The organism is Streptomyces griseus (genome assembly GCF_001715295.1).
In the GTDB taxonomy this organism is placed as follows: domain Bacteria; phylum Actinomycetota; class Actinomycetes; order Streptomycetales; family Streptomycetaceae; genus Streptomyces; species Streptomyces griseus_G.
The window spans coordinates 884,279-898,213 of the sequence record NZ_MDKB01000003.1 but is presented as its reverse complement, the minus strand read 5'-3'; the positions used below and the strand labels follow the sequence as shown (position 1 = coordinate 898,213).

At 73.2% G+C, this 13,935-nt stretch carries 10 protein-coding genes; all 10 read right to left on the bottom strand.

Annotated elements, in window-relative coordinates; all coding sequences use genetic code 11:
- Positions 1-92: 92 nt before the first annotated feature.
- The 10 genes from BA175_RS20185 to BA175_RS20140 all read right to left on the bottom strand — a co-directional run bounded on the left by BA175_RS20185 (position 93) and on the right by BA175_RS20140 (position 13,935).
- Entirely contained in the window at positions 93-1,451 is a 1,359-nt protein-coding gene (locus BA175_RS20185; RefSeq protein ID WP_069172828.1) for a vWA domain-containing protein, read from the bottom strand.
- A 174-nt stretch (positions 1,452-1,625) separates the two neighbouring features.
- Complete coding sequence (locus BA175_RS20180) at positions 1,626-2,993, bottom strand: PP2C family serine/threonine-protein phosphatase (protein WP_069173135.1); 1,368 nt, start codon at positions 2,991-2,993, stop codon at positions 1,626-1,628.
- A gap of 2 nt (positions 2,994-2,995) precedes the next feature.
- Positions 2,996-5,752, bottom strand: coding sequence for a serine/threonine-protein kinase (locus tag BA175_RS20175; RefSeq protein WP_069172827.1), 2,757 nt, complete (start codon positions 5,750-5,752; stop codon positions 2,996-2,998).
- Positions 5,749-7,080, bottom strand: a complete 1,332-nt coding sequence (locus BA175_RS20170; RefSeq protein WP_069172826.1) for a hypothetical protein — start codon at positions 7,078-7,080, stop codon at positions 5,749-5,751. The genes BA175_RS20175 and BA175_RS20170 overlap by 4 nt, the downstream gene beginning before the upstream one ends.
- A 44-nt stretch (positions 7,081-7,124) precedes the next feature.
- Complete coding sequence (locus BA175_RS20165; RefSeq protein ID WP_069172825.1) at positions 7,125-8,159, bottom strand: glutamate ABC transporter substrate-binding protein; 1,035 nt, start codon at positions 8,157-8,159, stop codon at positions 7,125-7,127.
- A gap of 11 nt (positions 8,160-8,170) precedes the next feature.
- A complete protein-coding gene (locus tag BA175_RS20160) occupies positions 8,171-9,544 on the bottom strand; it encodes a hypothetical protein (RefSeq protein ID WP_069172824.1) in 1,374 nt (457 codons plus the stop codon).
- Positions 9,545-9,861: 317 nt separating this feature from the next.
- Complete coding sequence (locus tag BA175_RS20155; protein ID WP_069172823.1) at positions 9,862-10,836, bottom strand: N-acetylglucosamine kinase; 975 nt, start codon at positions 10,834-10,836, stop codon at positions 9,862-9,864.
- Positions 10,827-12,092 carry a 6-phospho-beta-glucosidase gene (locus BA175_RS20150; RefSeq protein ID WP_069172822.1) on the bottom strand — a complete coding sequence of 422 codons (1,266 nt, stop codon included), beginning with the start codon at positions 12,090-12,092 and terminating at the stop codon, positions 10,827-10,829. Before BA175_RS20150 ends, BA175_RS20155 begins: the two co-directional genes overlap by 10 nt.
- A gap of 1 nt (position 12,093) precedes the next feature.
- Positions 12,094-12,993 carry a carbohydrate ABC transporter permease gene (locus BA175_RS20145; RefSeq protein ID WP_069172821.1) on the bottom strand — a complete coding sequence of 300 codons (900 nt, stop codon included), beginning with the start codon at positions 12,991-12,993 and terminating at the stop codon, positions 12,094-12,096.
- A 3-nt stretch (positions 12,994-12,996) separates the two neighbouring features.
- The gene (locus tag BA175_RS20140) at positions 12,997-13,935 is read right to left on the bottom strand and encodes a carbohydrate ABC transporter permease (protein WP_069172820.1); all 939 of its coding nucleotides are present in this window, start codon (positions 13,933-13,935) and stop codon (positions 12,997-12,999) included.

Below are 13,935 nucleotides of genomic sequence, written 5' to 3'. Positions count from 1 at the left end.
GCTCGTAGGTGCGCCGCCCGGCGGGCCGGGCGGCCCTCCGTACGGCTGTGTCGTTCTCGTGCGCGCACCTGTTCGTGCGCTGTTTCCGGCCGCTACTTCTTGACGCGAACGGTCTTGGTCGAGCGCGTTTCGAGTGTCATCTCGTCCGCTTCGGCCACCCTCGCTTTCAGTCGCACAGTACCGGTCGCCGCGTCGACGACATCGACCACCTTCGAAAGGAGTTTCGCAGTATCCGCGTTTCCGGAGGCCGACGCGAGCTGCACCGCACGGCCCAGTTTCGCGGTCGCGCCGTCGATGTCACCCGATTTGCGCGCATCAAGTCCCTGCTGGATGACTTGTGCCAGTTCCGCCTGTCCTGTGTAGTGCGCGACCTGCGGGTCGATCGAGGTGGACGCCGCCATGTCGTCCGTCCACACCGCACGTACGAGGCCCTGCGAGAGGGTCTGCGGGGCCCCGCCCCCGGTGGGTGCGGGCAGGATCAGGGAGACGCGGGCCGCCAGCATCTCCTGGCCGATTCCGGCCTCCGGAACCCGTACGCACACGTGGTAGTCCCGCGACTCGTCGCCCCAGGAGCCGGTCGGGTAGTCCCCGGCACGCGGCCCCGCCTCGGTGCGCCGGCCGGTCAGCTCGGCGACCGTGGGCGCCACCTGCTTGACGAAGACGATCTCCACGCCGACGGGTGTCCAGAGCCGTAGCGCCACGTCCGCGACCTCCTTGCCCATGGCGTTCTCCATCATCCGCGTGAAGTCCGCGGCGAGCCCCGCCGGATCAGCCACGATGTCGGCCGTGCCCAGCAGGGCCGAGGCGACGGCTGTGACCTCTTTCACCTCCCAGTCGGTGCCGACACCACGGGTGTCGCAGGTGAAACGGCCCGCACAGGCGTCCAGCGCGGCCCGCAGGTCCTCGGGGGACTCGTGCTCGTTGCGCCCGTCGGTGAGGAGGATGCCGTGCCGGATGTCCACATCGGCCGCCCCGAGCAGCCGGTCCGCCAGCCGCAGCCACGTGCCGATCGCCGTGCCGCCGCCCGCGCCGAGCCGGCGCAGGGCCTCCTTCGCCTGCGCCTTCGTCTGCGCGTCGGCGGTCGCCAGTCTGCCGTTGCCCGGATAGACGTCCTTGGCGACGTGGGTCCCCGCGACCACGGCGAACCGGGTGCCGTCCCGCAGGGTCTCGATGGCCGCCGCCGTGGCGTCCCGCGCGTTGCGCATCTTCGTCGGCGGGTAGTCCATCGAGCCGGAGCAGTCGACCATGAGCACGACGGCGGCGTCCGGTCCCCGGCCCGGCACGCGCGCGTCCGCCGGGGCCGCCACCGGCGGCACCCCGCCGGTGGTGCCCCCGCCGGTCGAGGTCACGGTGACGATCGCGTTGACCTCACGTCCGCCCTCCGGCAGATAGGCGTTCTGGTACACCTCGACGGAGAACCGCGGCGCATTGGACTTGGAGAAGTTGGCCATCTGATCGGCTCCTCGAGGCTCCACGGATGTCGGGCGACGACAGACGTGCGAACAAGGTTCAGGGCGGGCAGGGCAGACAGGTCGGACCGGGCGGGGCGTGCGGGGCGCGCAGATCGGTCGGGCGGCTCCCGCGGTCCGGGCGACTGCCCGGGTGCCCGCGGACCGGGCGGTGCCTCAGGCCGATCCTGCCCCTTGCGGCGGCACGGCGAACGGCAGGAGTGCCACTGTTACGTTGTCGTGGCCCCCGCCGTCGAGCGCGTGACCGACCAGTACCTGGGCGCCGTGCAGCGGCCGTTCGTACGCGTCGGCCGGCACCGCCGTGGCCATCTCGGCCGCCGCCTCCGCGTAGTTCCAGAGGCCGTCGGTGCAGACCACCACGAGCCCCGGCCGGTCCGGTTTGAACGACGCTGTGTGCGGCTCCAGTTCGTACGCGTCGGCCCCGAGCCAGCCCGTGATGGCGTGGGCCCGCTCGTCGGCGTACGCCTCCGCCTCGTTCATCAGGCCGGTCGCCACCATCTGCGCCGCCCAGGAGTCGTCCTCCGTCAGCCGGGCCGGCGGGTGGGCGCGGTCCCGGGGCACCCAGTAGACGCGGCTGTCGCCGACCCAGCCGACGACCAGCAGACCGCTCGCCGCGATCGCGCCGACCAGCGTGCAGGCCGGGGCGTTCCGGTGGCGGTGCGGATCGTGCTCCATCGCCCCGCCCGGCTCCTGCGCCAGGGAGTTGACCGCCTCGGACGCGGCGAGGATCGCGTCGTGCATCGCCTGCTGGGGGTGCGTGCCGCGCGGCAGCGACTCCATCAGCGCCCCGTTGGCGGCGCTCGCCGCCGCGGCCGACGCCTCGTCGGGGCGGGTCGCCGAGGAGACGCCGTCGCACACGATGGCGACGACGGCCGGTGACCCGTCCGGGAGCGCGGTGCTGGACACCGCGAACGCGTCCTCGTTGCGGTGGTGGCGCAGGCCGCGGTCGCTGACCGCCGCCACGGAGCCGAGCTCCTGTTCCATGTGGTCGCGCTCGCGAGGCTGGGCGTGGCCGCAGTTCTCGCAGTAGCCGTCGGGATCCACGTGGCCCGAGCGGCAGGCCACACAGACCTTGCCGCGGGCGGCCGCCGGGGCGGCCGTGCGGGGGTCGGGGGCGGCCAGTTGGAAGTCGCCCGCGGCTTCGGGCACGCCGCCCGGCGGGTCGAGGCGGACCGCCGGGGGAGCCTCGGTCGGCAGCGGCCTGCCAGCCGAGTCCGTGCCGGGGAGGTCGGTCGGCCTGTGCGTGGGGGCAGGGTGGCCGGAGCCGCCGGCCCCGGCGGCCGGGGGCCACTCCACGGCCCCGGCGTCCTGGGCGCCCGGCTCGTCCGGTACTCGTGCGGCCGAGTCCGGTGCTCCCGCGCCCTGCGAGGGGACCGTGAGGGCGACCGTCGGCCGTTCGCCCGGAGGCGCGGGAACGACCGAGAGGTCGTAACCGCAGGCTCCGCAGAACAGGTCGCCCGGCTCCAGCGGTTCCTCGCAGCTGGGGCACCCCGGCAAGGAGGCCTGCTGGTGGCTCTGTGACATCTTCACACCCAGGTCCGGGGGCGGAAACGGTTGGCCCGCTCCACCAGTTCGATCCTCTCGTCGCCCCGCTGCGCGAGCCGGGCGAGCACGCGGTACGAGCGTTCGAGACCGAACCGGAGGCCCCGCTCGTCCAGCTCGCTGCCCAGCAGCGTCCTCGGTCCCGCTGCCGCCGGGGAGGCCGGAGCCGGGGACCGATCCATGGGACTACCGGAGAGTACCCAGTCGAGGCCCGTACCCAGCACCTCGGTCGACAACTGCTCGCGGCGCACCGCGTCCAGGCCGTACTCCCGCAGCGCGGTCACCTGCTCCGCCGCGGCGGAGAGGTCGTCGATCAGCGGCTCACGCGGGTCACGCTCCCGCAGCCGTGCCCGCACCGCGGCCACCCGGGCCGCGGTGTAGTGGATCGACGACTCCGGTACGGACTCCAGCGTCCGGACCGACCCGGCCCGGTCAGCGGTGGCGATCTGTACCCGGGCCAGACCGAACGCCGCACTGACGAAGCTCGGGTCGGTCGCCCACACCAGGCGGTAGTACTCGGCGGCGTTGTCCAGCTGACCCAGCACCTCCGCGCAGACGCCCAGCGCGAGCTTGGGCGCGGGCTCGCCGGGGAAGGCGTCGTACACCGCGTCGAAGGACAGCGCCGCGTTCTCGTGGTCGCCGGTCACCAGCGAGGTGACACCCCGGTACCACACGACCCGCCAGTCGTCGGGGTGCTGCGACTCCACGGCACCCAGCGCCCGGACGGCGGAGTCGAGTTCGTTCATCTCCAGGCGGGCGCGCAGCTCCCGCAGCCGGGTCTCCAACGAGGCGGCCGGCACCGAGTGCAGTGCGGAGATCAGCTCGGCGGGCGCCGACGCCATCAGCCCGGCGAGGAAGCCCGCGTTCGGGTCGGTGGCGTCGACCCGCGGCACCGGCAGGGCGAGCGCGGTCCCCCGCGCGTCGAAGTCCGCGAGCCGTGGGGCGCGGGGCGCGTACGCGGCCGGCAGCGGTGGGGGAGCGGGGACGGCGGCACGGGGGGCCGGAACCGCCGGTACCGAGGCCGGGACCCCACCCCGCGGGCCGCCGGCGCCGCCCCGCACATGGGTGTCCGGGGCGTGCACGGGCCCGGCGCCGACGGCTTGCGGGGTGGGTCCGCCCACCGGCAGGGCGGCGGCCACCGGGGCCGCCACCGCGCCCTGCGGAACGGGCACCGGCGCCGGGGCCACCGCCGCGTTGCGGCGCCGGCCGAAGCGCCCCCCACCGCCGGACGGAGCAGCCGCGCGGGCACCGAGCCGTGAGGCGTCGGCCGGGGGATCGGCGAACAACTCGGTGTCCGTCACCCGCAGTTCCGTGCCGAACAAGGTCGACAGCGCCGGGCGCGGGCGCCCCGTCCGCAGGGCCACCACCTCCCGCAGGACGCCCGTCAGCTGCTCGGCCATCTCGGCGGCCGAGGCGAACCGCCGCGCCGGATCGGGGTCGGTGGCCCGCACCAGCAGCCGGTAGAACGACTCGTACCTGCGGAAGACCTCGATGCTGTCCGGATCGGGCAGCGAGTCCACGAAGACGTTCGTGTACCCCTGGAAGTCGAAGGTCAGGACGGCGAGCGTGCGGGCGACCGTGTACAGGTCCGAGGCGACGGACGGGCCGGCCTCGGCCACCTCCGGAGCCTGGTAGCCGACGGTGCCGTAGATGGCCGACTCCTGGTCGTCCATCCTGCGGACCGCGCCCATGTCGATGAGCTTGAGCTGGTCCTCGGTCTGGATCGCGTTGTCGACCTTGAAGTCGCAGTACAGGAGGTTACGGCTGTGCAGGTGACCGAGCGCCTCCAGTGCCTCGATCCCGTACGCGCACGCCTGGTCGACCGGCAGCGGGTCCCGCTTCCCGGCCGGTGTCCGGCGCTCGTTGGCGATCTCCTTGAGCGCCTTGCCGCCGACGTACTCCATCACGATGTAGCCGTCGAGCGAACCGGTGCGCTGGTCCAGATGCTCCACGAAGTTGTAGATGCGGACGATGTTGGAGTGCTCGATCTCCGCGAGGAAGCGCCGCTCGGAGATGGCCGCCGCCATGGCGTCCTGGTCCCCGGTGTCCAGCAGGCCCTTCAGGACGACCCAGCGGTCGGAGACCGCGCGGTCCACGGCGAGATAGACCCAGCCGAGCCCGCCGTGCGCCAGGCAGCCCGCCACCTCGTACTGCCCGTGCACGACGTCACCGCCGCGCAGCTTGGGTACGAAGGAGTACGGGTGCCCGCACTTGGTGCAGAACCCCTCGGTACGGCCCGCCCGTTCGCCGCGCGACCGGCCCACCGGGGCGCCGCAGTCGGAGCGCGAGCAGAACCGCTTGCGCTCGGGGACCTCCGGGTTCTCCATCACCGCCGTCCGCGGATCCGGCCGGGGCACGTCCGGAACCTGCACCAGTCCGGCGCCCAGTCTGCCCCGCCGCGAGGAGGCGCCGGTCGAACTGCCCGAGGAGCGCACCGACACCGACCGGGACGCGGACCCCCCGGACAGCGAGCGGGAGAGCCGCCCGGAGACCGAACGCCGGGAGGTGGACGAGCGCGAGGAGGACCGGGAGGACGGCCGTGAACCGGTGCGCTGCGAGGTGCTGCCGCTCCCCCGGCCCCCCGCCCCGCCGCCGGCGATGCCGGTGGGCAGTGAACCCACCGTGCCGTCCGCCGGGCGGCCGACGACCGGCGCGAGGCCGCAGGTGTCGCAGTACAGCTCGCCGCCGCCCATGTCCTCGTACCGGCCCTCGCACCCCGGGCGCTGGCACTGCGTGTTCACGAAGTCTCCCCCTGTCCGCCGTGGCCGTCCGGACGGAGCGGCGTCAGCAGATCGGCGGCGGCCTGCTGGTAGCGCAGCACCGCCTGTTCGGCGACGCGCAGATCGCACGGCGCACTCCACAGCATCCGGCGGGCGGCGTCGTACCGTTCGATCAGGACGGGGTCCTCCGCCATGCCGTGCCGTGCCACCTTCGCCTTGTAGGCGTCGAGCCGGCCGCGCAGCTCCGCGCGGACGGCGAGGGGCGCCGTCACGGACGTCAGCGACTCCCGGGCGCGCAGCAGTTCGTCCTCGGCCTCCCGCTCCAGCGAGTCCAGCAGCGGGGAGAGCCGGTTCCACCGGGCGTGCCTGCGGTGTTCCGAGGCCGCGGCCAGCCGCTCCTGCAGTGCGGTCGGCGGCCCGCTGACCGCCGGCACCTCCGAGGCGGCGATCTTCGCCAGCACCTCGCCGCGCGCCGACCGCGCCTCGGCCAGCGTGCGGTCCGCGCGGGAGAGGACGTCCCGCAGCCTGACCAGGCGCTGTTCGGCGTCCTGCCGGACCGCGAGCACCGCCTCGATCTCCCGGCGCACGTCCTCCAGGGCCCGGGCCGCCCGGTCGTACCGCGCGGTGTCCGGGCGCCCGCCGCCGGGCGCGGCGCTGCCGGGGCCCGGCAGCCAGAACGCCAGCGGGTCGGAGATCACTTGTACGCGCAGCGTGGTCAGCTCCTCGGTGATCGCCTCCAGGTCGTCACCGGCCGGATGCTCGCCGGGCCGCACACCGACGGAGTGCGCCAGCGAGCGCGTGCGGCGCAGCTCGGCGGCGAGCAGGTCGATCCGGGCGGGCAGGGCCGACCACACGGAGTCCGCGGCGACGACCACGTCCAGCGAGCGCGCGTACAGGTCGTTCATCCGCGTGACCAGCTCCTCCAGCGTGAACCGCTCGGAGAGCCGGGCGGGACCGGTGAGCGCCGGGCCGGCCGCGGCCGCGTGCGCGACGGTCACGCTGTCGCCCCGCAGCACGTCGGTCAGCGCGGCCAGGTCCTCCTTGCCGGGGTAGCGGCGTGCGGCCCTGATCTCCCGGGCACGCCCGAGCGCTCCCGCGTAGGCGTCGAAGTACCCCCACAACAGGGTGATCGCCTGCTCGGCGGCGGCCCAGCGCTCCTGGGTGACGCCGGTCAGCTCGGCGCCCTCCAGGAGCCGGCGGCCCGCGTGGTCCTGCAGGGCGAGGAGGGAGGTCTCGATGGCCTCGTGCTCTGCGCCGAGCCGGGCCAGCGCACGGTCCGCCTCGTCCCGGTCCATGACCGGGCCGGGGGGCCTCCCCGCGAAGCTGGGGAAGGATCCCGCGACGCCCATCGATCACCTCTCCGCTCGTCCGCCGGGCCGGGGGCCCGGACGGGTCAGTTGTTCCGGTACTCGGGTGCGGGAGGCGCCGTGATCCCGGGCAGTCCCTCCGCCAGCCAGGTGCGGTACGACCGCATCCAGGCGCTGTTCGCCCCTCCGCTGCGGTAGCCCTCCAGCACGTGGTTGATCCGGGCCACCAGGTCGTCCGCGCCGAGCTTCGCGGCCACGCCGTAGTACTCGGTGGTGAACGGCTTGTCGCCCTTGAGCTCCACCGCCGGGTCCTGCGCGGCCTGGCCGGCGGCCAGGGCGTTGTCCGTGACGACCGCGTCGACCTCACCCAGCTGGAGCCGCACCAGGCAGTCCAGCTGGTTGGGTACGGTCAGCTGGTCCCGGTCCCGCGCGGTGCCGTCGTGCTCGTCCCGGAACACCGCGCCGTACGACTGCCGCTCCATGGCCTCGTAGGCCGTGGAGCCCTCCGCCGTGCATACCCGCTTGCCCTTCAGCGACGCGTCGTACCCGGTGATGTCCGATTCCTTGGGGGCCAGGACCTGCTGCCCCGCCTGGAAGTAGGCGGTGGAGAAGGAAACCTGTTCGAGGCGCTTGCAGTTGATCGTCATCGTCCGGACGACGACGTCGACCCTGTCGTGCTCCAGCGCCGCGATGCGCTGACTGGTCGGGATGGCACGGAAGATCACCGCGTCGGGGTCGCCGAGCACGTCCTTCGCGATCGCCCGTACGAGATCGATGTCGAAGCCCTCGAGCCTGCCCGTCTCCGGATCGCGGTAGCCCCACCGGTAACTGTTCTGGTCGACCCCCGCGATCAGCTTGCCGCGCTTGCGGATCTTCGTGATGTCCGGCCCCTCGGCGGACGACGGCGGCAGGCTCGCCTCCGGGTCCGTGCACGCGTCCGCCTGCACGGACAGCGCGGACGTCGCCCCCCGGCCCACGGTGTCCCCGCCGGGGGAGCCGGCGCCGTGCGTCAGCGGCAGCAGGGTCACCGCGGCCGTGACGGCACAGGCCACGGCCATGCCCGTCACACCGCCCCAGCCACGCAGCCCGGCGCGTGGCGCCCGGTTCCTCGCCCTGGTCATCGCTCCCCCTCTCACCGGTACTCCGAGAGTCTGCGGTTGACCCCGGCTATCGCGGCCACCGCACCGAGCACGGCGAGGACGGCGGCACCGGCCGGCAGACCGCCCAGCACCCCTTCCCCGCTCCTGGCGGCCGCGGAGAACTCGCGCTGCTCGTGGTCGAGCGCCTCGCGCAGCGCGTCGTCCACCTGCCGGAAGGACTCGCCCGTGGAGTCCTCCGGGCCGATGACCTGCTTCAGGGCGCCGTCGTAGTCGCCCCGGTCGTCCGTCGCCCGGGCCTTCCTGTGGCGCTCCTGCCACTGGGACACACCGCTGACGGCGTCCGCCACCGGTCGGCTCCCGCGGGCGTCGTCGGCGAGCTTCCCGGCGCTCGCGAGCTGCTCGCCGAGGGACTTCATGCCCGTGCCGTAATCGGTCTCGTACTGGTCCTGCGTGCCGTCCGCGGTGAGCACCGCGCCACGGGCGACGAGCGTGAGGTTCTCGTTGGCGCGCGCCTTCAGCGAACTGATCCGCGCCTTGTTGAGGACGTCGAGCGACTCCTGTCCGTGGACCATGGCGTCCCGCAGCTCCGCCCGCGCCACCGTGTGGCCCACGGCCAGCCAGAGCAGCACCACCGTCGCCGCGGCGGTGGCCGCGAGCAGTCCCTGGCTGAAGACCCGGTTGGTCGCGCGGTAGTGGCGCCGCTGGGCCCACACCAGTACGGCCAGCGCCACGATCCCCGCCGCGAGCGAGACGAACGGCCACTGCCGGGCGTCGTCCGCGTCGGTGTCCAGCCTGCCCGTCTCCGCCGCGTACAACCGCTCCGCGGCGGGCAGGAGTTCACCGGCCATCTTCTGGTTGGCGTACCGGAGGTAGGCACCGCCGAGCGGCAGCCCCTGCCGGTTGTTCGCCCGGGCGCGCTCGACCAGTCCCGTGTACACGGGCAGCAGTTCGTTGAGCGTGGCGATCTCCTTCGCCGAGGAGGTCGAGGCGCCCGTGCTCGCCGCCGCCCGGACCAGGAGCCGGGAGGCCTCCGTGATGTCCCGCTCGTACTGCTCGTGGACGTCCTTCGGCTCCTGGGCCCCCGCCAGGAAGCCGCTCGCCGCCATCGTGTCCGCGTCGGCCAGCGAGCGGTAGATGCGCGCGGCGTCCGCGCTCAGCGGCTGGCTGCGGCTCACCACGTCGTGGGCGGCCGAGGCCCGCCCGTCGATCTCCAGCGCGGTGACCGCGCCGAACCCCAGGACCAGCAGGGCCAGTACGGCGCCGATGATCCGCAGCCGGCCCGGCTCGGTCGTCGCCGCGGCACGCAGCTGGTCGGCGCCGGCCCGGACACCGCGCCGCTGTGCGGGGACGGCCGGAGGGGCGGGCGCGCCCGCCCGCCGCGGCTCCCCGTTCGGCGGGTATGTCACTCGACCTCCCCCTCGGTCACTGACGTCGGTCCTGCCCCCGGCCGGCCGGGGACCGGTGTATCCGGCCAGAAGTATGGCGGCAGGGAACGGTATTCACCAGGATGGTCCGGTCCCGGCGTCGATCCCCGCGTGTGTGTCCGGTGTTTCCGGTATTCGATCAGTACGGACGCGGCCGATCAAGGCGTTCGGCCGGGAAGGCGCCCCGAACCCCCCGGAACGGATCGATCTCCCCCTCGTGAACACGTCCGGGACACCTGATCGGTTCCCGGACGGAAGGGGCGTTCCGCGGTGGCGGGCCGCGGAACGCCCCCGAGCTCTCACGCGTAGTGCGCGCGCAGCCTGGCGTGGACCCCGGCGTCCGCCCCGGTGCGGTCCAGCCCCAGCAGCGCGGCGCCCAGCACCGGGGGCTGGGACACCACGCGGATCGCGGCACGGGGGGCGCGCTCGGACAGCAGCCGGGCGATCCGCTCGTCCAGGCGGCTGTGCCGGGCGGCCAGCACGCTGCCGCCCAGGACCACGGGCACGTCCTCGCCCAGCAGCCCGAGCCGGCCCAGCGCGACGGAGGCCAGCGCGACCACCTCGTCCGCCAGCCGGTCCACCAGGGCGCTCGCCACCGCGTCACCGGCCGCACCCGTCGCGAACAGCACCGGGGTCAGCTCGTGCCGGCGCTCGTAGGTGATCCGCCCGCGGTGCAGCGCCTCGATCAGTTCGTACATGGAGCCGAGGCCGAAGTGAGCGGGGAGCGTGCGGGCCAGCTCCGTCGGCTCCCCGCGCCCGTCCTCGGCGCGGGCCGCGTACCACAGGGCCTCCTCCGCGAGCCCCGAACCGCCGCCCCAGTCCCCGGATATCCGGCCGATCGCGGGGAAGCGGGCGGTGCGGCCGTCCGGGACCATCCCGACGCAGTTGATGCCGGCGCCGCAGACGACGGCCACCCCGCGCGGCTCGTCCACCCCGGCGCGCAGGACGGCGAAGGTGTCGTTGCGGACCTCCACCGTGCGGCCCCAGCCCCGTCGCCGCAACGCGTCGGTCAGCTCCGCCTCCTCGACGGGGAGATCGGCGTTGGCCAGGCACGCCGAGACGTGCCCGACGCCGTCGACGGACTCCGCGCACCGGGCGAGGGCCTTCTCCAGCACGCCGGCCAGCACGTCGACGGCCGTCTCGACGCCGACGGCCGGCGGCTGGAAGCCGCCTCCCCGGGCCTCGGCGAGCACCGAGCCGTCCTCGCCGATGACCGCCACGTCGGTCTTGCTGTTGCCCGCGTCCACGGCGACGACCGAAGCGTTCACGCCCACGCGAAGTGCTCCCGGTTGTGCGCGATCAGACGGTCGGTGAGGGTCTCCGCGTACGCGTACTGGCCGACGAGCGGGTGCGCGAGGAGCGCCCTGAACACCCGCTCCCGCCCGCCGCGCAGCGCGGCCTCCAGCGCCAGGTCCTCGTACGCCGTCACGTGCGCGAGGAGCCCCGCGTACATCGGGTCCAGCGCGGGCACCGGCAGCGGCGTCGCCCCCGTGCCGTCGACCCGCGCCTGCACCTCGATCACGGCGTCGTCCGCGAGGAAGGGCAGCGTGCCGTCGTTGTACGTGTTGACCACCTGCACCGCCGAGCCGCCCCCGCCGAGCAGCGAGGCCGCCAGGTCCACGGCCGCCTCCGAGTAGAAGGCCCCGCCGCGCCGGGCGAGCAGCTCCGGCTTCTCGTCCAGTGCGGGGTCGCCGTACATGGCCAGGAGTTCCTTCTCCATCGCGGCGACCTGCGAGGCCCGGGACGGCGAGGTGCCCTGTTCCCTGACGACCTCGTCGTGCGCGTAGAAGTACCGCAGGTAGTAGGAGGGGACGGCGCCGAGCCGGTCCAGGATCTGCCGGGGCATGCGCAGGTCGCCTGCGAGGGTGTCGCCGTGCTCGGCCAGCAGCCGCGGCAGGACGTTCTCGCCGTCCGGTCCGCCGAGCCGCACCCCGAGCTCCCACGAGAGGTGGTTGAGCCCCACATGGTCCAGGTGGACCTCGCCGGGCGCGATGTCGAGCAGCCGGGCGAACTTCCGCTGGAAGCCGATCGCGACGTTGCACAGGCCGACGGCCTTGTGCCCGGCCCGTAGGAGGGCCCGCGTGACGATGCCGACCGGGTTGGTGAAGTCGATGATCCACGCGTCCGGGTTGGCGCGGCGCACCCGCTCGGCGATGTCGAGGACGACCGGGACGGTGCGCATCGCCTTGGCGAGCCCGCCGGCCCCGGTGGTCTCCTGGCCGACGCAGCCGCACTCGAGCGGCCAGGTCTCGTCCTGGTCGCGGGCCGCCTGCCCGCCGACGCGCAGCTGGAGCAGGACCGCGTCGGCGCCCTCCACCCCCGCGTCCAGGTCGGCGGTCGTGGTGATCCGCCCGGGGTGGCCCTGCTTGGCGAAGATCCGCCGCGCGAGTCCGCCCACGAGTGCGAGACGGTCGGCGGCCGGGTCGACGAGCACGAGCTCCTCGACCGGCAGCGTGTCCCGCAACCGGGCGAACCCGTCGATCAGTTCAGGGGTGTAGGTGGACCCGCCACCCACTACTGCGAGCTTCATGTCAGCCCTTTACTCCGGTCAGTGTGACGCCCTCGACGAATGCCCTCTGGGCGAAGAAGAAGACGGCGATCACGGGGGCCATGACCAGGACGGTCGCGGCCATGGTCAGATTCCAGTCGGTGTGGTGCGCGCCCTTGAAGGATTCCAGGCCGTAACTGAGCGTCCAGGCGGCCGGGTTCTCCGAGGCGTAGATCTGTGGCCCGAAATAGTCGTTCCAGGCGGCGAAGAACTGGAACAGGGCGATCGCCGCGATGCCGGGTCTGGCCATCGGCAGGACGACCCTGGTCAGGGTGCGGAACTCACCGCAGCCGTCGACCTTCGCGGCGTCGAGGTACTCGTTCGGGATGGTCAGCAGGAACTGCCGCAGCAGGAAGATGGAGAAGGCGTCGCCGAAGGCCGTCGGGATGATCAGCGGCCACAGCGTGCCCGAAAGGTCCAGCTGCTTCGCCCAGAACAGGTACATCGGGATGATGACCACCTGGGGCGGCAGCATCATCATCGAGATGACCAGCATGAGCGACAGCTTCCGGCCGCGGAAGCGGAACTTCGCCAGCGCGTACGCCACCGGTACGGAGGACACGACGGTCAGGACGGTGCCCAGCCCGGCGTAGAGCAGGGTGTTGCGCCACCACGTCAGGAAGCCCGGGGTGTCCCACACCCGTCGGTAGTTCTCCCACTCCCAGGTGTCGGGGGTGAGGTCCCGGGTCAGCGCCTGCTGGTCGCTCATCAGCGAGGTCAGGAGGACGAAGACGAACGGCAGGACGAAGAAGAGGGCGGCCGCGACGCCCAGCGCGTGCACGGCGATCCAGTGCAGCAGCGCCGTGCGCCGGGCGGTGCGTCCGGCCGGTGTCGGTGCGTCGGCGGGCCGCACGGGCGCGGCCGGTACGAGGAGTCGGGTCATGGGTCAGTCACCGGCGATCAGGTTGTCGCGGCCCCGCATCAGCAGCGCGGTGAAGGCCATGGCCAGGGCGAACAGCACCAGGGCGACGACACAGGCGGAGCCGTAGTCGAAGCGCTGGAAGCCGAGGTTGTAGACGAGCTGGGGGAGTGTCAGGGTCGACCGGTCGGGATAGCCGGGTTCGAACTGCTGCCCGGAGCCGCCGATCACCCCCGAGGCGACCTTCCCCGCCACCAGCGGCTGGGTGTAGTACTGCATCGCCTGGATCACCCCTGTGACCACGGCGAACAGCACGATCGGCGAGATGTTCGGCAGGGTGACGAAGCGGAACCGCTGCCAGGCCGACGTACCGTCCAGCTCCGCCGCCTCGTACTGCTCCTTCGGAACGTCGAGGAGCGCGGCCATGAAGATCACCATCAGATCGCCGATGCCCCACACGGCGAGCATCGTCAGGGCGGGCTTGGACCAGGAGGCGTCGTTGAACCAGCCCGGGGTCGGCAGCCCCAGGTCGCCGAGGACCGAGTTGACCGGCCCCGTCCCCGGGTTGAGCAGGAAGACGAAGGCGAGCGTGGCGGCCACCGGCGGGGCCAGGTAGGGCAGGTAGAAGAGGGTCCGGAAGAGACCCGTGCCGGTCTTGATCCTGGTGATCAGCATGCCGACGCCGAGGCCGAAGAGGACCCGGCAGGTGACCATGACGAGCACCAGCCAGAGCGTGTTGCGCAGCGACGGCCAGAACATCGGGTAGTCCTGGAAGACGTACGTCCAGTTCGCCAGGCCGTTGAACGACGGCACCCCGAAGCCGTCGTAGTCCATGAACGAGAAGTACACGGTCGAGACCATCGGGTACGCGAAGAAGACCGTGAACCCGATCAGCCACGGCGCCATGAAGGCCGCCGTCCGCAGCGCCGATCCGCGGCGCTTGGAGCGCAGCGTGTGCGTCGTCAT